Genomic DNA, 16,861 nt, shown 5'->3' on the forward strand with positions numbered 1-16,861 from the left:
GTCTGGGGCGGAGCCCCAGGAGCCCGGGCGCAGCCCGGGGCCGCTCGCGCGGCGGCGCCGCAGCCGCCGGCACCCCCCAGCCGGCGGCAGCCACACCGCTCAGCCGCGGTCCGCGACCGCCCAGGCGGCAGCGGCCACGACCCCCGCGGCCCCGAAGACGGCCGGCCAAGCCCCGACCTTCTTCGCCAGCGGATGCGCCCCCGCGAAGCCGGCCAGGTACAGCGCCCCGAGCCCGGCCGCCGCCGGCGCCCCGCCCTGCCGGTGCCACTCCCGCCCGGCCGCGAGCCCGGCGGCGCCGAGGACGACCCCGCCCAGGGGCCGCTTCTTCGTCCACCGGGCGACGGCGTACCCGCCGACCAGCCCGGCCGCCGCCACCACGGAACTCGGTACCCGCGCCATGTCCCACTCTCCCAACACCCTGGTCTCCTCCGGTGCTACGAGGCTAACGCGACCGCCCGGCGACCCGGCGGCCGCCCAGCACCCACACCACAACCACCACGGCCCCGCCGATCACGCCATCCGGCACCACATCCCGTACGGCCCGCGGCAGCAGCGCCACGAGACCCAGTACGAGAAGAAAGGCGAGGGCGCACCGACCCGCCACCCGAAGCAGTCTCTCCACGCCTGCTCAACGCGGCCGCGCGGCTCCCGACACGGAGGGCGGAGAGGGGATTTGTCGCACACTCGCCGGATCCGTGCGATGTGCGTCCCCGGGAACCCGAAGCGCATAAATTCACTCTCCCCACCCAAAGGGAAAAAAACCGCCACACCCCGCCCGACATCAGGAGCCTGGACATCGTGATCTGCTACGGACAGGCCGTCCTCGACCTCGCGGACGAACTGGTCGACGCCTACGCCGACGTCTTCTCCGCCCCGCCGTGGAACGAAGACGAAGAAACCATTCGCCAGTTCGCGACCCGCCTCCAGTCCGACGCCCGGCGCCGTGGATTCCGTACGGCCCTCGCCCAGTCCGAGGCCGGCATCGACGGCTTCGCCACGGGCTGGATCACACCGGCCGCGTTCCCCAGGGACCGGGGGTACGCGCAGGTCGCCTCGCAACTGGGCCCGGACCGCGTGAAGGAGCTCCTGACCGGCGCGCTGGAGATCGACGAGCTCGCCGTACGCCCCTACGCGCGCGGCCGCGGCACCGGCCGGGCCCTGCTCACCGAGATCACCGCCGACGCCCCGGACCACCGGGCCTGGCTGCTGACCTCCCGCCTCGCCACCGCCACGGTGGCCACGTACCGCCGCCTGGGCTGGCACGAGGTCGAACCCCTCCCCGACACACGCACGAACGTGATCGTCTTCCTCTCCCCGAACCACCCGAACCGCTAGGGGAGACACCCTCCAGAGGGGGGCGTCCTCTGGGCCCGCCCGGGGCCGGAGGACACCAGCCCACCGACGGGGAGACACCCGTCAGGGGGGTGTCCTCCCGCCCCGGCCGGGCATATCGGCCGCATGATGATCACCACGCAGCAGTGCGCCGCCCCCCGCCGCCAGCTGAACCTGGCCACCCGCCACCAGCTCACCACCGCCGGCATCCCCGACGGCACGATCACCTCCCGGACCCGCCCCGGCGGCCCCTGGCAGCGCCTGCTGCCCCGCGTCTACCTCCTCCAGACCGGACCCCCGGACCACCGGCAACGCGCCCTCGCCGCCGTCCTGTACGCCGCCGAGCCCACCGCCGACCCCCTCTCCGGCGACACGGCCGCCCTCACCGGCGGCGCCGCCCTCGCGCTCCTCGGCATCCGCGACGCCCCGTACACCCCGGCCGACGTACTGATCCGCACCCCGCGACGCCTCACCGGCACCCCGGAGGTCCGCCCTCTCCCGACCTCCCGCTGGCCGCGCACGATCACCGTCTCCGGAGTCCCGAGCACCCGCCCGGTCCGGGCGGCGGCCGACTTCGCCGCCCGCGCCCAGGACCCCGACCGCATCCGTTCGACCCTGGCCCACGTCGTCCAGGCCGGCTGGTGCCACCCGCACGACCTGCACGCCGAACTCCGCGCCTCCCGCCTCCTGACCCGCCCCGCCATCCGCGAGGCCGCGGCGGAACTCCTCGCCGGCGTCCGCTCGATCGCCGAGGCCCGGGCCCGCGACACCCTCACGGCGACGGACCTCCCGACCCCCCTGTGGAACGCCCGCCTCTACACCCCGGACGGCACCTTCCTGGCCAGCCCGGACGCCTACTGGCCCGACGAGGGCGTCGCCCTGGAGATCGACTCGGCGGAGTACCACTACACCCGCGACGCCTGGCACGCCACCCTCCGCCGCCGCCTCCGCCTGGAGTCCCACGGCATCCTGGTGGTCAGCGCGACCCCCTCGATGATCCGCGACACCCCCACGGAAGTCCTCGCGGCCCTCCGCACCCTCCTCACCCTCACCACCCCCCGCCCCACCCCACCAACGGCCCAGGCCCGAGGCCACCAACAGCTCCCGCTGCCGTTCCCACTACTTGACCGCGAATGACAGGAGAAAGCCCACATCTTGGTGCCGGCCCGCGTCCTGGAAGGCTGCGGTGATGTTCAGTACCGCCTGTCTGTCGGCACGTTCACTCACACTCGCCAGCACGGACTCCGCGGCTTCGTCCAGCCCTGCATCCCTGCACGAGGCCACCACCTCGATGACCTGATGCGCATCCAGCGTCCTTCCGGCACGCCACAGTAGGAAGCCAGCGTCCCGCTTCCTGCCCTCGGCAAGGAAGCGAGTCACCGTCTCCAGCTCCGTCCATGCCGCACCCGATGGTTCTGTACGCGGCCGGTCCTGCTCGGGAGGGGGGACCGGCCGCGCGCTCCCGTTCGACACGACGAGTAATGCGGACCGTGAAAGAGCCCTGGACCGGCCAGCACGGCGCAGCTTTCTGGAGCGCACTGGGTGGGTGGCGCGGATGTTCACCAGCGCTGAAGCCGGCGGATCGTCAGCTGAACCTGCTGAGGTCGGGCCGTCGTTGGTGTGAGACGGGCAGTCACAGTGCTGGATGCGTGCGAGACGACGCAGTTCCAGAAGCTCATCCAGCGAGCACGGCAGCTCTGCACTCTGAGCCGCGGCATCGGCCTGCACCGCGGTGAAGAAGGCCTTGAGCAGCGACTCTTCTGGTATGCGGCCCCCGTTGAGGTGGTTGGAGAGGCTGGAGGCCACGAGGAACGCCTCAGCGGCGATCCCGGCTTGGGTCCGGGGCGTGCACTCACGCAGTCTGCGCAGCATCTCTACGAGCCGCCTGTGCTCTTCGGGCAGGTCTGGAAGCTTCTTCCACCTGGTCTTGCGCCGCACCGCTTCTCCCTTCCCGCTGGACATCATCACAGCCTGAAGTTTTCCTGGGTTCAGGCAGGTTGGTGAACCATCTGGGGTTTTCGCCTGACCTCGATATCCGGCTGAAGCTGGCTTCCGGCCTGGTCCATCGGCAAGAGTTGAGCCATCCGCTGAAGCTGCCCTTCGAGGGGTGGTGGTTCCTCAGTCCAGCCAGGCGGTTCCTTTTCGACCGGAGCTAGGAGTACGCAATGGGCCTTCCGTCGTGGACGGATCAGAAGCTCGGCACCATGAAGCGCGCGGCGCTGTGGCTCGTCACCGTGGTGGGAGAGGGGAATGCCTTCACGAAGGAAGACGTAAAGGATGCCTTTCCCGGGGTGAGTCAGGCCGACCGCCGGGTTCGCGATCTGCGTGACTTCGGCTGGAGGATTGATACTTACCGGGAGGACGCCAGTCTGGGGCAGAGCGAACAGCGTTTCGTGGCCCAGGGGGAACCCGTCTGGGAACCTGGGAGGGGAACGCGGCCGTCTAGCTCGATCACGGACACCCACCGCCGCGAGGTGCTGGCCCGGGATGGACACCACTGCAGGTCGTGCGGGATCACGCCGGGTGAGACCTTCGCCGGCACGTACGAGTCTGCTCAGCTCGACATCGCTCGGCGTCCGGTGACGCTGCCCGACGGAAGCAGCACCGTGGAGCTCGTAGCTGAATGCAACCGCTGCCGTGTGGGCGGCCGCGGCCTCACGGCCGACCTGGGTTCCGTCCTTGACCGGCTGGGCCGTCTCGGGGCCATGGACCGCAAGACGATCACTGACTGGATCGCCGCGGACACCCGGGAGTTCGCAGAGGTGGAGCGTTTGTGGGCGGACATCCGTACTCTGCCGGCTGATGCCCGGGGTAAGGTCCGCGAAGCCCTGGCGCTGCCGCCGGCCGGACGCTGAACAATCGGCGGGGGCCGTGTCCTGCGGCCCCCCTCTGGCCCACCGCATACCCACGCACTCGTACCGGAGGAAAAATACTGTGAGCACGGACTTTGGCCGGCCGCCCCGCGCCGTTGAAAACCAGGAGCTGGTCGCGAAGCGGCTGAAGGAAGTCGGCGCCGGCCAGGGGATCCAAGAGACGCTGACCATTGAGTGGCGGAGCAAGCCGATGGTGGTTCAGGTCATCGACATGCCCATCGACCAGGTCTACTTCAACCCCTCCACGCACCGGATTCGGGCACAGCGCAGCTTCGACCCCGAGCGGGACCTCTTGCTCACCGCTGACGCGTGGAGTGAGGAAAGTCAGGAGTATCTTCGCTACCTGCTGCAGGCGCTGCCGTCGAACCCTGCCAAGCGCGATGGTGACTTCGATGATCTCAAGTCCAGCCTGAAGGAGTACCGCCAGAACGAGCCGGGGCTCATCACGCGGGATGGGATTCTCGTCAACGGCAACACACGTGTGGCGGCTCTCCGTGAACTGGGAGTCAGGAATGTCCGTGTGGGCGTGCTGCCGGAGACCTGCACGTGGTCTGACATCAACTCGGTCGAGCTCTCGCTGCAGCTTCGCCACGACACCCGCCGACCGTATTCCTACATCAACAGGCTTCTCACGATTGAAGAGCAGGTCGGCAGCGGTCGGCCGCTCGCCGACATCGCGAAAGACTTCCGGATCAGGCCGGAAACGGCGAGGCAGGACCAGTGGGTACTGACCACGCTCAAGGACCTGGTGAACCGTTCCAAGACGGGGGCTGTGCAGCTCAAGCTGATGGACTTCGAGGATCACCAGGAGAAGCTGCGCGAGCTGCACCGCGCTTTCACTAAGGAGTCCAAGCAGAATCCGGGGCAGGCTGACCTGCTCAAGGAGAACAAGCTGGCTCTGATCGTCCTTGAGTTCTCCAAGACGGATGTCCGTCTCGCTGACGTGGACTTCAGGGCCCGGTATCTGCACCGCCATCTCCCGGAACAGCTGAAGCAGACGCCGGCGGCCCCGGCTGCGCGTGTCATCCCAGGGCTCAACCGGACTGTGGGGGCCGAAAGCCCGCAGGTTGCGGCTGCCAAGGCGTTTACCAACGCACTGCTGCAGGCCAAGGCTGTAGAGAGGGCTCCGGAAGCGGTACCTCGCGAGCAGGCTGATGAGGCGGCCGCCATCTGGAAGCAGGCGAAGGAAGCGGTCGAGGAAGCGCTGGTGCCGGCAGGGAAGGATGCCCGGGTGCGCAAGCGCAAGCAGGCAGCCCCCGACCGGCTGCACGATGCCGTGCAGGACATCGACCAGTGCGTCACGGACATGGCCCTGGCGCGCGCGTCGCGCAGCCTGGATGAGGAGAACCTCGACGAGGCGGTACTGGCTCTGAAGGCGAGCCTGCTCAAGCTGGCACGGGAGACCGCGCGGAGCATTGAGGAGCCCGGTGACGGCGTGGCTTGGCTGCTTAACGCGATGCGGCAGGAGGAGGCGTGAGCGAGCTGGCAGAACCGTCACTCCGGCTTGGCTTCGATGTCTCCCGTACCAAGGCCGTCCTCCAGGCGGCTGCGCCGTACGGAACCGATCTGACGCACCTGGCAGCGAGCTTCCCGGAAGGCGTCCGGCAGGGCACGCTCATGGTCGAGGTTCCGCTCGATGAATTCCTCACGGCCATTGACGCGTTGTCGGACTGGCCGATGGCTGAATCAGTGCACTGGGACCACGATCTCCTTGCGCTGGTCAGTGATGTGCTTGACGACGCGGACCAGGCCGAGGAATGCCTGGTCCAGGGTCCCCGGGAGCCTGCGGATCCCGGCACCGAATCTGTGGTGGCCGCCCTGGGTCCTGACTGGCGAGCCAGCCTGACGTCATTTCAGCTCAGGGACATCGGTCGGCTGCTGTCCATGCGGCACGGCGCGAACTTCAGCGTTCCTGGTGCGGGAAAGACACGGGTCGGCCTGGCCGTCTATGCCGCGATGAAGCAGCGAGGGTTGGCGCGGCGCCTCTTGGTCGTGAGCCCTAAGTCCGCGTACGAGTCGTGGCTGTCAGAGAGCCAGGAATGTTTCAGCACGTCTCCAGCCATCCGCGTCATGGGCAGGCTGCCTGATGCGCACGCAGAGATTCTTGTGGTCAACTACGAGCGGCTGGACCGGTCGCTCACCGGACTCGCGGGGTGGCTGCGCGCAGTGCCCTCGATGGTCATCCTGGATGAGGCGCACAGGATGAAGCTGGGGGCGCAGGGGACCTACGGCAGCGCTTGTATGGCTCTGGGGCCACTCAGTCGCCGACGCTTGATCCTTACAGGCACGCCGGCTCCCAACGGCGCGCGAGATCTGGAAAATCTGCTGTCGTTCGTCTGGCCTGGTCACGGCCGGCGCGTGGTCAAGCAGGCCGTGGCGGGTGGCGATCTCGCGCATGCCAGTTCGGTGCTCAGGCCGCTTTTCACGCGTACGACGAAGAGTGAGCTCGGGCTGCCGCCCTTTCAGCCTGTGATCCGGACGGTCGAGCTGCACGGGCTTCACCGTGAGATCTACGATGCGCTGGTCGGACGGTACACAGCGCGGGCTGAAGCATCGAGGGATGATTTCGACGCCCTGGGGAAGGCGATGCTCAGGTTGCTTATGGCGGCGACGAGCCCTGCTCTGCTGGTGCAAGGTAGTAGCAAATACGAGCCCCTCACCTTCCAGGTGCCACCTTTGGAAGCCGCGGAGGATGAGTCACTATTCAGGCTGCTGCAGAGTCTTCCCCAGCATGAAATGCCACCAAAATACCGTGTGGTGCAGGATATAGTCGCGCGGAATGCGGCAGCGGGTCGTAAAACTCTGCTGTGGTCGACGTTCGTCCGGAACATCACGAGCCTTGAACAGCTGCTTAGCGAGTACCAGCCTGCTGTCGTTCATGGAGGGACGCCGGACCGCGAGGAGCAGATCAGGCGCTTCCGGCAGGATCCCGACTGCCACGTGCTGCTCTCGAACCCGGCCACGCTCGGAGAGGGCATCAGCCTCCACCGTGACTGCCACGATGCCGTCTATGTGGACCGTGACTTCATGGCGGGACGCTTCCTGCAGAGCCTCGACCGCATCCACCGTCTGGGGTTGGCCCCGGACACTGAGACGCGTGTCACGGTGCTTGCCTCCGGCGGGACCATCGATGAAGTGGTGACGCTCCGCCTGGCCGAAAAGCTTGAGTTCATGGGCGCCATCCTTGACGACCCCGCTGTACGCCAGCTGGGCGATCTGCAGGAAGAGCGGCCTGTGGCAGCAGGCATGGATGAAGCTGACATGCAGGCTCTGCTGAATCACCTGCGAGCCGCCCGGGAGTGACGAGGGCGTGGTTACCCGCCGGGCTGGAAGGAGGCTGGTGGGTCGCGAGGGCGGAGATGCAGCCAGTGTCAGTGGCAGGTGCGACACTTGCCTGTCTGCATCTGCCACACCAGGAGGACTCGATGGGAGCCAGCGATCACACGCTGACCTCGATTGAGATTTGCGCGGGAGCCGGGGGACAGGCCATCGGCCTCCACCAGGCCGGTTTCAGGCACCTTGCGCTTGTCGAGATCGACCAGCACGCTGCCGCGACGCTGCGGCGCAACATCGAGCACCGGGATGGCTGGGGATTCGAGCGGAAATATTGCGACATCATTCACAATGATGTGAATGACTTCAAGCCTATGGTTGAGCTTGAAAAGCCGCTCGGGCATTTTAAGCGCCCCCTCCGGCGTGGGGAACTGAGTCTGCTGGCCGGCGGCGTTCCGTGCCCTCCCTTCTCGCATGCTGGAAAGCAGCTGGGCAAGGATGACGAGCGCGACCTGTTTCCGCGCATGCTTGACCTTGTTGACGAAGTACTTCCTCACGCGGTCATGATTGAAAATGTTCGCGGCATCAAGGACGACAAATTCGAGGAATACCGCACCTGGGTGGAAGCCCGTTTGCAGGGCGGCGAAGCGGTTGATCCCCAGACCGGGCTTGCAAAGAATTACAAGGGCCTCGGGTACAAGGTGTGCGGATGGCGGGTCCTGGAAGCGAGTACGTTCGGCGTTCCACAACTCCGCCCGCGTGCGATCCTTGTGGCGATCCACAAGGATGTCCTTGGTGATCACGAATTCCAGTGGCCTGCTGCGCAGGAAAGGATCTGGACCGTCCGTGAAGCGCTGGACGAGACGATGACGGCTAGGTATCAGCCCTTCCTGGACCAGGGGGGCGAGGTCGAGATCAAAGCCCAGGAGGCACTCAAGCGCTGGCGGGACAAGAGCGGCGGCATCGCGCCCACTCTTGTGGGCGGGTCCAAGAAGCACGGGGGTGCGGATCTGGGACCGAGCCGGGCCAAGGCAGCCTGGAAGCAGCTGGGTGTCAACGCGCTGGGGGTCGCTAACTCGCCTGCCGAATGTCAGAAGAAGCAGAGCGAAGAGCGTGATCTCTTCCGCCCTGAGGGCCCGATGCTCACCGTCAAGCAAGCCGCGATCATTCAGGGATTTCCCGCGGAGTGGGACTTTGAGGGAGATCCCGAAGTAGAAAAGACGCCAGGTAAGACGGCTCAGTACCGGCAGGTGGGGAATGCCTTCCCGCCGCCGGTAGCGCGGGCGGTAGGTGAAGAGATCGCGAAGATTCTCCGGCTCGCCGGTCCGATGACCGTGCGTGGTAAGGAAGACGGCATCTAGGCTTCCGCGGTCCGGGGGTGGTCACGCCGCTCCCGGATCGCAGTGGCGATTCCCTCAGCGCAGAGGGCAGGCTCTTCGTGTTCCCAGAACCGGAGCACGAGCCAGCCGGCCTCCTCTAGTCTCCGGTCGGTATCCCGGTCCCGTGCCATGTTCCCGGCAACTTTTCCGGACCAGTAGCCGGGATTGGTCTTCGGCGATACGTAGTGCTCTGGGCAGCCGTGCCAATAGCAGCCATCGATGAAGACGGCAACCCGCGCAGGACGGAACACCATGTCGGCCGTCCTTCGGAGATCAGGCAGGGGCCGAGCGGCGATGCGATAGCGGAGCCCTTTCGCGTGCACCAAGCGCCGGATGGCCTTCTCAGGCTTGGTATCGCGGCTCCGGATGGCCTGCATGTTGCGACGACGTGCGGCAGTCGAAGCCCAGGAGCCCTCGGGTGGCTCCCAGGGCGTCTCAATCTGCACGTTCGTGCTCACCATCAGTCCTCAGCGCAATCCAGTCCTCTGGCCCCAGGGTAATCGCGTGGGCCGCGGCGGCATCCCGCTGCTGGGGGAACTTGCCGCAGAGCAGGGTGAGGCCGTCCTGGGCGAGTCTGCTTCTGACGTTCCGCGCCCTCCGCAGCGGATCGTGCCTTCCGGCGCCCACCGTTGAGATCACACTGCGCGGGATGATGTGCCCCTCGAGGTACTGAAACATCAGAGTGAAACGCTGCTCCTGCCCGGGCCTACTCGCGAGGACGCGACTGGCCTGCTCCGGGGTCAGAAGCGTCAGTGGGTTGACTGGAAGCGGGGTCCAGTCGTAGAGCGGAACACTCCAGTGATCACGTGCGTGGACCGCAAGGCCCCGCTTTCCATCGCGGTTCCCTTTGCCCCGGTGAAGCCACGATGTGTGCGCACGGACGAGCCATGAGCGATGGCGGTTCTGACCGAGATGTATGCGTGTGCATATGCAGACCTGACAGTGCGCCTCGGATGGAATGGCCCAGTTCGATCCGACGGTTGCCTTGATATCGACGGGTACGCCAGCGATCAGCGTGTCGAGCGGCGCGGCTTTCGGGAGGTTGAAAGAGCGGAGGACCTCGTACTCCAGCTTGGCACCCACGGAGGCCTTCTCCCCCGGATGAACCTTGCGTGACTGCAGGTCGTAGCGGCCTGTTCTGGGGCCATCGAGCACGTAGTCAATCGCGTTCGCGATGGCTCCCGTATACAGGCCGGCGACGTCGTGCTGACGGAGCCAGCCGAGAACTTTCAGCAGTTCGGTGTCCTCGGCCGGTACGTGCAGGACGTGTTCTCCCGCAGTGGTTCCTCTGCAGACCTCCCCGGGCGTCTGGAGGACCAGACGGCCCCGGCTCATCTGCTTCCAGCCGGGTTTGCGTCCCCGTGGCACTCGTTGTACGGCTTGCCTGACGTGCACCAGCAGGGGGAGGTGGGGGTCGGGGGCCAGGGGGTGGCTTTGCCGCGGGCGGCCAGGGTGGTGGCGTATTCGGCCAGGAGGGACGGGGAGGCCGGGGAGGTTTTCTCCGAGGCGGCGAAGGCCTCGTAGGAGGGGACGCTCGCCGTGACGATGCCGAGGTTCGTGGTGCCCGAGGCGGCGAGGGCGCGGAGGGAGGCCTCGATCTCCGTCAGGTGGGCCGCGTGGGAGGGGTACTCCGCCGCGAGGGTGGGGTAGCTGGTGAGGAGTTCCGCCAGTTCGCGCTGGGGCCAGTGGAGGATCGCCACCGGGAAGGGGCGGGAGAGGGCGGCGCGGCGGTCGCCCAGTTCGGCGCGCAGGCGGGCGATTTCGGCGCGGAGTTCGGCCGGGTCGTCGGAGCCCAGGGCCCAGATGCGCTTCGGGTCGTGGAGTTCGTCGAGGGGGATCGGGCCGATGTGGCGGGTGTCCGCGACCATGTCCCAGTCGTCGTGCGGGCGTCCCAGGAGGCGGCGGACCCGGTGGCGGCCCGTCAGGAGGGCGGTGGTGGCCGTGGTGAGGGGCTCGTGTTCCGTGATGAGGAGGGACGCGGCCTCGGTGAAGCAGTCGTGCGAGGCTTCCAACTCGTCGTGGGCCTCCAGGGCTTCCGCGATGACCTCCCAGGGCGCCGGGTCCTTGGGGGCGGCGGTGCGGATGCCCGAGATGAGGGCGCGGGCCTCCGGCTCGTGGCCGTACTCCCACAGGTTCGCCGCCTGCAGGGCCTTGATCAGGTACGGATTGGCCGGCGAGGCCGAGAGGAGCTGGTCGTACAGGGTGCTCGCCCGATCGCGTTCGTCGGCCAGTTCGAGGTGGGCCGCGGCCTGGAGGAGCAAGGGCTCCTGGTCCTCGGGATAGCGGGTCGCCGTGCGGATGAGGCGCTCGGCTTCGGCAATGTGCTCGGCAGGCGTCGTATCGGGGCGCATGGTTTACACCGTACTGCTGCTGGTCAGTTGACGGGGGAGGTCTTAAGGTGCGGCCCGTGCGAGATCGCATACCTGTGGTGGTGCAGGGGAGCGGCCGGCGGGTGCGCCCGGTCGGTCTCGCGGGGGTGTTGTGGGCGTGCGCCGAGGTGATCACCACGGTGGGTGTGGTGGTGGCGTTGCTGGTGGTACACCAGGTGTGGTGGACCAATCGGCAGGCCGCGGCTGCCGCGCGCGAGCAGGTCCAGGCTCTGGAGAGTGAGTGGGCCGCCGGGGCCGATGGTGTTACGGGTGCCGGTGCCGGTGCCGGTGCCGGTTCTGGTTCGGGTTCGGGTTCTGGTGCGGGGTCGGGTGTGGAATCCGGTTCCGGTGTTCCTTCTTCTTCCGGTGGGCGGTCGCCGTCGTCCTCGCCCTCCGCCGCCAGGCCGCCGGCCGCCGCCCTGGACCGGGCGTACGCCGTCCTGCGGATCCCGCGCCTCGGCCTCGTCGTGCCCGTCGCACAGGGGGTCGACAAGCGGAGCGTGCTCGACAAGGGATACGTCGGCCAGTACCCCGGGACCGCCCGGCCCGGGGAGCGCGGGAACTTCGCGCTGGCCGGGCACCGCAACACGCACGGGGAGCCGTTCCGCTACATCAACCGGCTGCGCGAGGGGGACCAGCTGATCGTGGACGTGAAGGGGCGCCGGTACACGTACGTGGTCGGGAAGGTGCTGGGCGAGACGACCGAACGTGACACCGGGGTCATCGCGCCCGTGCCCAGGAGCGTCGTGAAGCCGGACTACGGGTACGGCGAGCCCGGTTCGTACATCACGCTCACCACCTGCACGCCCGAGTACACCTCCAAGTACCGGCTCGTGGTCTGGGGGACGCTCGTGTCCTAGTTGTCAGTGGGCCCGGTTAGTATCGATCACGAGTACCCGATCTCGTACGGGAGTTCGTGCGGCACAGGAAGGAAGGGGGAGGTCTGTATGGCTCGTCGGCGACGTCGACGCGGCGAAGACCGCTCGCTGTCCTTCCTCTTGTTCGCCCGGGTCTCGCGGGCGGCGGCTCTGCTGCTGCCGCTGCTGCTGGTGCTCGGGGGAGTCCTCGGGCTGTTCGCCGGGGAGGGCGGGCTCGGTGCCGTGGTGGTCGCCCTCGCGGCCACCGTCGCCGTGGGCGCGGAGGCCCTGGCCGCCGCCGCACGCCTCGTACGGCCCGTGCCACCGCACCGAATACGCACCGCGATGCGTGATCGCGAGCAGCGCACGGCCTTCCTGCCGCAGCGCGATCCCGACGCCTCCGGCCGGTCGCGGCCCAGGGCACCCGGCCGTCTCGTCCCGACGGCCGCGTAGGGGCGCGCAAGCTCGCGACACCTCTGCACCTCATCGCACCCGATTGCTGCGTCCCTCGCGGGTCGTCACGCCGAAATGCCTCTCTTTCGACGTTCGACGAGACCCTTCGGAGGGCCCGCGTGTCCGTTTTCACTCACCTTGTTGTAGAGCTGGGCCGGCTTCTCGAGCCGGTACTGGCCGATTCCGCGACCGCTGCCGCGATCGTGCTGTTCACCGTGCTCGTACGGCTCGCCCTGCACCCCTTGAGCCGCGCGGCCTTCCGCGGTGCGACCCCGGTGGCCGGCTGCCTGCCCGTGCTGTTGCAGCTGCCGGTGTTCTTCCTGATGTACCAGGCGTTCTCATCGGCGGACGAGCTGCTCGCGCACCGGCTGTTCGCCGCGCCGCTGGGGGCCCGGTGGACCGAGGCGCTGGGCGAGGGCGGCCTGGTCGGGGCGCAGGGGCTGGTGTTCCTCGGGCTGTTCGCGGCCATCGCGGTGGTGGCGGCCTGGAGTGCGGTACGGGGGCGCCGGGCGGCCGCCGCCGCGGCGGAGGCCTCGGCCCGGGGCGGCGCCGGGGCCGCGGGGGCCGCGGGCCGTGTGGGGCGCGCCGGGGTCCCGGCGGCGCCGGCCGCGGTGAGTGCCGAGCAGCAGGAGATGGTGCGCAAGCTGGGCGGCGTACTGCCCCTGCTGTCGTTCGGGACGCTGATCACGGCTGCCGTGGTGCCGCTCGCCGCCGGGCTGTACCTGCTGACCACCACCGCGTGGTCGGTGGCGGAGCGCGCGTGGCTCCAGCACCGGGCTGCCGGAGCCGTGCGTTCCAGTCCGTGAACAGGGTCTTGCGGATTGTCCGGACATCTTGGAGGATTCACCAATCCTCCGATGGCCGCAACCCATCGTCCGGCCCGGGGCATGCCCATGGGCCGACCACCCTCGACCACGGGAGAATGCCCATGAAGCTGCTGCGTATCGGACCGGCCGGGTCGGAGCGCCCCGCGCTGCTCGACCAGGACGGGACCCTGCGTGACCTGTCCGGCCTGATCACGGATGTGGACGGCGCCCTGCTCGCCGACGACTCCGTGCTGTCGCGGGTACGGGAAGCGGCCGAAGCGGGCGAGCTCCCGGCTCTCGACTCCGAGGGTCAGCGCATCGGGTCGCCGGTCGGCCGCATCGGCAAGATCGTGGGCATCGGGCTGAACTACTACGGGCACGCCGCCGAGATCGGCGCGGAGCCGCCGGCCGAGCCGATCCTCTTCCTGAAGGCCGCGGACACCGTGGTCGGCCCGGACGACACCGTGCTGATCCCGCGCGGCAGCGTGAAGACCGACTGGGAGGCCGAGCTCGGCGTCGTCATCGGCAGCACCGCCCGCTACCTGGACTCCGCCGAGGAGGGCCTCGCGCACGTCGGCGGGTACCTGCTGGTCAACGACGTCTCGGAGCGCGAGTTCCAGATCGAGCGCGGCGGCACGTGGGACAAGGGCAAGAACTGCGAGACCTTCACCCCCCTCGGCCCCTGGCTGGTCACCGCCGACGAGATCCCGGACCCGCAGGTCCTGGACGTGAAGCTGTGGGTCAACGGTGAGCTCAAGCAGGACGGCAACACCTCGGACCAGATCTTCCCTGTCGGCGAGGTCGTCCGGTATCTGAGCCAGTTCATGACCCTGTACCCGGGCGACGTCATCGTCACCGGCACGCCGGCCGGTGTGGCCATGGGCCAGCCGGAGCCGAAGCCGTACCTGCGGGCCGGGGACGTCGTGGAGCTGGAGATCGAGGGCCTGGGCCGTCAGCGCCAGGAGTTCAAGGGCGCGTAACGCGCAGCCGGGCGAGGCTGCGCGAGCGTGTGACGAGGGGCGGGGCTGCCGGTGGCGGCCCCGCCCCTTCGTGTGCGTGCCCGGTGCCGGAGGCCCGGTCGGGGCTACCGGCTACGCGCCGGCAGGTGAGGCGGGGAGGTCCACGGCCACCCCGTCCCGGGACGAGATGCGGGCCGCCTCCAGGACGTCCAGGCAGTGCGCGGCCTCGTACGCGGTGACGGGCGCGGGCCCGCCGTCGCGCAGGGCGGCCGCCACCGCCGCGTAGTACGCCGGGTAGTCGCCCGGCGCCGTCGGGACCGGGGTGCCGCCGCCGGTCAGCGGGGACTCGCCGGAGCCCAGCTGCCCCCAGAGGTGCTCGGGTTCCTCGCCCCAGGGCTCGTGCTGCCCCGGCCGCAGCCCCTCGCGCAGGGCGCCCTCCTGAGGGTCGAGGCCGTACTTCACGTAGCCGGCCCGCGAGCCCAGGACGCGGAAGCGCGGGCCGAGCTGGGCGGTGGTGGCGCTGACGTAGAGGTGGGAGCGGACGCCGTTCGCGTGGGTGAGGGCGAGGAAGGTGTCGTCGTCGGCCTCGGCGCCGGGTCGGCGCAGGTCGGCCTCCGCGTAGACCCGTACGGCCGGGCCGAACAGCACCAGCGCCTGGTCGACGACGTGGCTGCCGAGGTCGTAGAGCAGACCGCCGACCTCCTCGGGGGCGCCCGACTCGCGCCAGCCGCCCTTGAGCTGGGGGCGCCAGCGCTCGAAGCGGGACTCGAAGCGCTGGATCTCGCCGAGTTCGCCGTCGGCGAGGAGGCGGCGCAGGGTGAGGAAGTCGTTGTCCCAGCGGCGGTTCTGGAAGACGGAGAGGAAGGTGCCGGTCCGCTCGGCGAGGGCGGCGAGTTCGCGGGCCTCGGCGGCGGTGGCGGCGAGCGGCTTGTCCACGACGACGGGGATGCCGGCGGTGAGGGCGGCGGTGGCCAGCGGGACGTGGGTCCTGTTGGGGGAGGCGATCACGACGAGGTCGAGGGCGTCGCCGTCGCCGCCCGCGCCCTTCCGGTCCCACAGCTCGGCGGCGGACGCGGCGATGCGGACGTCGGGGAACTCGGCGCGGGCCTGGGCCTGCCGGCCCGGGTCGGAGGTGACGACGGTGTCGAGGACGAGTCCGTCGGTGGCGGCCACGAGGGGGGCGTGGAAGACGGAACCGGCCAGTCCGTAGCCGACGACGGCGACGCGGAGGGGGGTGGCGGGGGCGGAGGGGTTCATACCGGCCACTTTGGCAACAGCGTTGCCAAAGTGCAAGGAGGGTGGACAATGGGCTGGTGAACAGGGGTAGCGGGGACTGGCAGGGCGGCGGCGGTGGCGGTGGCGGCGTTGCCGGTGGTGGCGTGAATCTGCCGGTGCTGCGCGGACACAACGAGGCGCTGCTACTGGATCTGCTGCGCGGTGCCGGGCCGGCGGGCCTGGGCCGCAGCGAACTCGCGGCCCGTACGGGGCTCACCCCGCAGGCCGTCAGCAAGATCACGGCGCGGCTGGCCGCGGAGGGGCTGGTCGGGGAGGCGGGCCGGGCCCCGTCCACCGGCGGCAAGCCGCGCACCCTGCTCCGGTTGGTGCCGCAGGCCCGGCACGCGGTCGGGGTGCACGTGGACCGCGATGAGCTCCGGGCGGTACGGGTGGACCTGGCGGGCGTGGTCGTCGCCGAGAGCGGTGGCCCGCTGGACTTCGGGGCCGGTCCGGAGGTGGTGGTGGAGGCGGTCGTACGGGAGGTCGCGCGGGTGTCGGATCCGGCCGGGCCGCCGCCGCTGGGCATCGGGGTGGCCGCGCCGGGGCCGCTGGACCACCGGACCGGGGTGATGGGCCGGGTGACGGGGTTTCCGCGGTGGGAGGGGTTTCCACTGAGGGAGGCGCTGGCGGGGCGGCTGGGGGTGACGGCGCCGGTGCCGGTGCCGGTGCCGGTGGTGCTGGACAAGGACACGAACGCGGGGGTGGCGGCGCCGCGGGATGCCGCCTCCCTCGCCTCCACCACGGTGTACCTGCACGTCGGGACCGGGCTCGGGGCGGGCCTGCGGCTGGGTGGCGAGGTCTACCGGGGCGGGCGCTCGGGGGCGGGGGAGTTCGGGCACCAGGTGCTGCGGTTGGACGGGCCGCCGTGCCGGTGTGGGGGGCGGGGGTGCGCGGAGGCGCTGTGCCTGGAGGCGGTGGCCCGGGGGGACCTGGCGGAGGCGGCGCGGATCCTGGGCGAGGGGGCGGCGAACCTGGTGGCGCTGCTGGACGTGGACCGGGTCCTGCTGGGCGGTCGTGTGGTGGGGGCGGCTCCGGAGGTGTTCCTGGAGGGGGTCCGGGCCGTGCTGGCGGGGCGGGCGCGGGCGCTGGCCGCCGAGCCGGTGGTGGGGCTGGCCGTTCGGGGGGTGGCGGAGGGTGCCGCGGAACTGGCCCTGCGCCCCTTCTTTGGCCGCCCGGCCTGACGGGGCTCCGCCCCGGACCCCGCGCCTCAATCGCCGGCGGGGCTGGATTTGGCCCCGCCGTCCCGCGGGTGCGGCGCCGCTGCCGGGGGCCAGCCCCCGGACCC

The 16,861-nt window shown here is 69.7% G+C and carries 18 protein-coding genes; 11 read left to right on the plus strand and 7 right to left on the minus strand.

Annotated elements, in window-relative coordinates:
• Window positions 1-99 precede the first annotated feature (99 nt).
• Together ACFTXQ_RS34980 and ACFTXQ_RS34985 are read right to left on the minus strand one after the other, a co-directional pair.
• Window positions 100-399 (minus strand): hypothetical protein, encoded by a 300-nt coding sequence (locus tag ACFTXQ_RS34980; RefSeq protein ID WP_382649218.1) that lies wholly within the window; start codon window positions 397-399, stop codon window positions 100-102.
• 43 nt (window positions 400-442) lie between these two features.
• On the minus strand, window positions 443-622 hold the full coding sequence (locus ACFTXQ_RS34985; protein WP_382649221.1) for a hypothetical protein: 180 nt from the start codon (window positions 620-622) through the stop codon (window positions 443-445).
• 176 nt (window positions 623-798) lie between these two features.
• Here ACFTXQ_RS34985 and ACFTXQ_RS34990 point away from each other — a divergent pair, with 176 nt between their 5' ends.
• Together ACFTXQ_RS34990 and ACFTXQ_RS34995 are read left to right on the plus strand one after the other, a co-directional pair.
• Window positions 799-1,335, plus strand: a complete 537-nt coding sequence (locus ACFTXQ_RS34990; RefSeq protein WP_382649224.1) for a GNAT family N-acetyltransferase — start codon at window positions 799-801, stop codon at window positions 1,333-1,335.
• A gap of 123 nt (window positions 1,336-1,458) precedes the next feature.
• Window positions 1,459-2,469 (plus strand): hypothetical protein, encoded by a 1,011-nt coding sequence (locus ACFTXQ_RS34995; RefSeq protein WP_382649227.1) that lies wholly within the window; start codon window positions 1,459-1,461, stop codon window positions 2,467-2,469.
• Here ACFTXQ_RS34995 and ACFTXQ_RS35000 read toward each other — a convergent pair.
• Window positions 2,452-3,270, minus strand: a complete 819-nt coding sequence (locus ACFTXQ_RS35000; protein ID WP_382649230.1) for a hypothetical protein — start codon at window positions 3,268-3,270, stop codon at window positions 2,452-2,454. The genes ACFTXQ_RS34995 and ACFTXQ_RS35000 overlap by 18 nt on opposite strands.
• Window positions 3,271-3,497: 227 nt before the next feature.
• Here ACFTXQ_RS35000 and ACFTXQ_RS35005 point away from each other — a divergent pair, with 227 nt between their 5' ends.
• The 4 genes from ACFTXQ_RS35005 to ACFTXQ_RS35020 all read left to right on the plus strand — a co-directional run bounded on the left by ACFTXQ_RS35005 (window position 3,498) and on the right by ACFTXQ_RS35020 (window position 8,839).
• Window positions 3,498-4,187 carry a hypothetical protein gene (locus ACFTXQ_RS35005; protein WP_382649233.1) on the plus strand — a complete coding sequence of 230 codons (690 nt, stop codon included), beginning with the start codon at window positions 3,498-3,500 and terminating at the stop codon, window positions 4,185-4,187.
• Window positions 4,188-4,266: 79 nt separating this feature from the next.
• A complete protein-coding gene (locus ACFTXQ_RS35010) occupies window positions 4,267-5,682 on the plus strand; it encodes a transcriptional regulator (RefSeq protein WP_382649236.1) in 1,416 nt (471 codons plus the stop codon).
• Entirely contained in the window at window positions 5,679-7,508 is a 1,830-nt protein-coding gene (locus tag ACFTXQ_RS35015; RefSeq protein WP_382649239.1) for a DEAD/DEAH box helicase, read from the plus strand. Before ACFTXQ_RS35010 ends, ACFTXQ_RS35015 begins: the two co-directional genes overlap by 4 nt.
• A 122-nt stretch (window positions 7,509-7,630) precedes the next feature.
• Window positions 7,631-8,839 carry a DNA cytosine methyltransferase gene (locus ACFTXQ_RS35020; RefSeq protein WP_382649242.1) on the plus strand — a complete coding sequence of 403 codons (1,209 nt, stop codon included), beginning with the start codon at window positions 7,631-7,633 and terminating at the stop codon, window positions 8,837-8,839.
• Here ACFTXQ_RS35020 and ACFTXQ_RS35025 read toward each other — a convergent pair.
• Genes ACFTXQ_RS35025 through ACFTXQ_RS35035 form a run of 3 tightly spaced genes read right to left on the minus strand, consistent with a single transcriptional unit; the run spans window position 8,836 to window position 11,208 of the window.
• Complete coding sequence (locus ACFTXQ_RS35025; RefSeq protein ID WP_382649245.1) at window positions 8,836-9,318, minus strand: very short patch repair endonuclease; 483 nt, start codon at window positions 9,316-9,318, stop codon at window positions 8,836-8,838. The two genes, ACFTXQ_RS35020 and ACFTXQ_RS35025, sit on opposite strands and share 4 nt — an antisense overlap.
• Window positions 9,293-10,192 (minus strand): NaeI family type II restriction endonuclease, encoded by a 900-nt coding sequence (locus ACFTXQ_RS35030; protein WP_382649248.1) that lies wholly within the window; start codon window positions 10,190-10,192, stop codon window positions 9,293-9,295. The genes ACFTXQ_RS35025 and ACFTXQ_RS35030 overlap by 26 nt, the downstream gene beginning before the upstream one ends.
• Window positions 10,189-11,208 (minus strand): tetratricopeptide repeat protein, encoded by a 1,020-nt coding sequence (locus ACFTXQ_RS35035; protein ID WP_382649251.1) that lies wholly within the window; start codon window positions 11,206-11,208, stop codon window positions 10,189-10,191. The genes ACFTXQ_RS35030 and ACFTXQ_RS35035 overlap by 4 nt, the downstream gene beginning before the upstream one ends.
• A gap of 125 nt (window positions 11,209-11,333) precedes the next feature.
• Here ACFTXQ_RS35035 and ACFTXQ_RS35040 point away from each other — a divergent pair, with 125 nt between their 5' ends.
• The 4 genes from ACFTXQ_RS35040 (at window position 11,334) to ACFTXQ_RS35055 (ending at window position 14,322) form a co-directional block, all read left to right on the plus strand.
• Window positions 11,334-12,086 carry a class E sortase gene (locus tag ACFTXQ_RS35040; protein WP_382649267.1) on the plus strand — a complete coding sequence of 251 codons (753 nt, stop codon included), beginning with the start codon at window positions 11,334-11,336 and terminating at the stop codon, window positions 12,084-12,086.
• Between the two features lie 87 nt (window positions 12,087-12,173).
• Window positions 12,174-12,536 (plus strand): DUF6412 domain-containing protein, encoded by a 363-nt coding sequence (locus tag ACFTXQ_RS35045; RefSeq protein ID WP_382649254.1) that lies wholly within the window; start codon window positions 12,174-12,176, stop codon window positions 12,534-12,536.
• 119 nt (window positions 12,537-12,655) lie between these two features.
• On the plus strand, window positions 12,656-13,342 hold the full coding sequence (locus tag ACFTXQ_RS35050) for a YidC/Oxa1 family membrane protein insertase (RefSeq protein ID WP_382649256.1): 687 nt from the start codon (window positions 12,656-12,658) through the stop codon (window positions 13,340-13,342).
• 122 nt (window positions 13,343-13,464) lie between these two features.
• Entirely contained in the window at window positions 13,465-14,322 is an 858-nt protein-coding gene (locus ACFTXQ_RS35055; RefSeq protein WP_382649259.1) for a fumarylacetoacetate hydrolase family protein, read from the plus strand.
• Between the two features lie 111 nt (window positions 14,323-14,433).
• Here the strand turns inward: ACFTXQ_RS35055 and ACFTXQ_RS35060 are convergent, their stop codons facing one another.
• Window positions 14,434-15,558: a Gfo/Idh/MocA family oxidoreductase gene (locus ACFTXQ_RS35060; protein WP_382649262.1), complete on the minus strand. Its 1,125-nt coding sequence runs from the start codon at window positions 15,556-15,558 to the stop codon at window positions 14,434-14,436.
• Between the two features lie 56 nt (window positions 15,559-15,614).
• Here ACFTXQ_RS35060 and ACFTXQ_RS35065 point away from each other — a divergent pair, with 56 nt between their 5' ends.
• Entirely contained in the window at window positions 15,615-16,757 is a 1,143-nt protein-coding gene (locus ACFTXQ_RS35065; RefSeq protein ID WP_382649264.1) for an ROK family protein, read from the plus strand.
• The last annotated feature ends 104 nt before the right edge of the window (window positions 16,758-16,861 follow it).

Origin of the sequence: Streptomyces sp. NPDC057010, from assembly GCF_042673805.1 — a bacterium.
Taxonomy (GTDB): domain Bacteria; phylum Actinomycetota; class Actinomycetes; order Streptomycetales; family Streptomycetaceae; genus Streptomyces.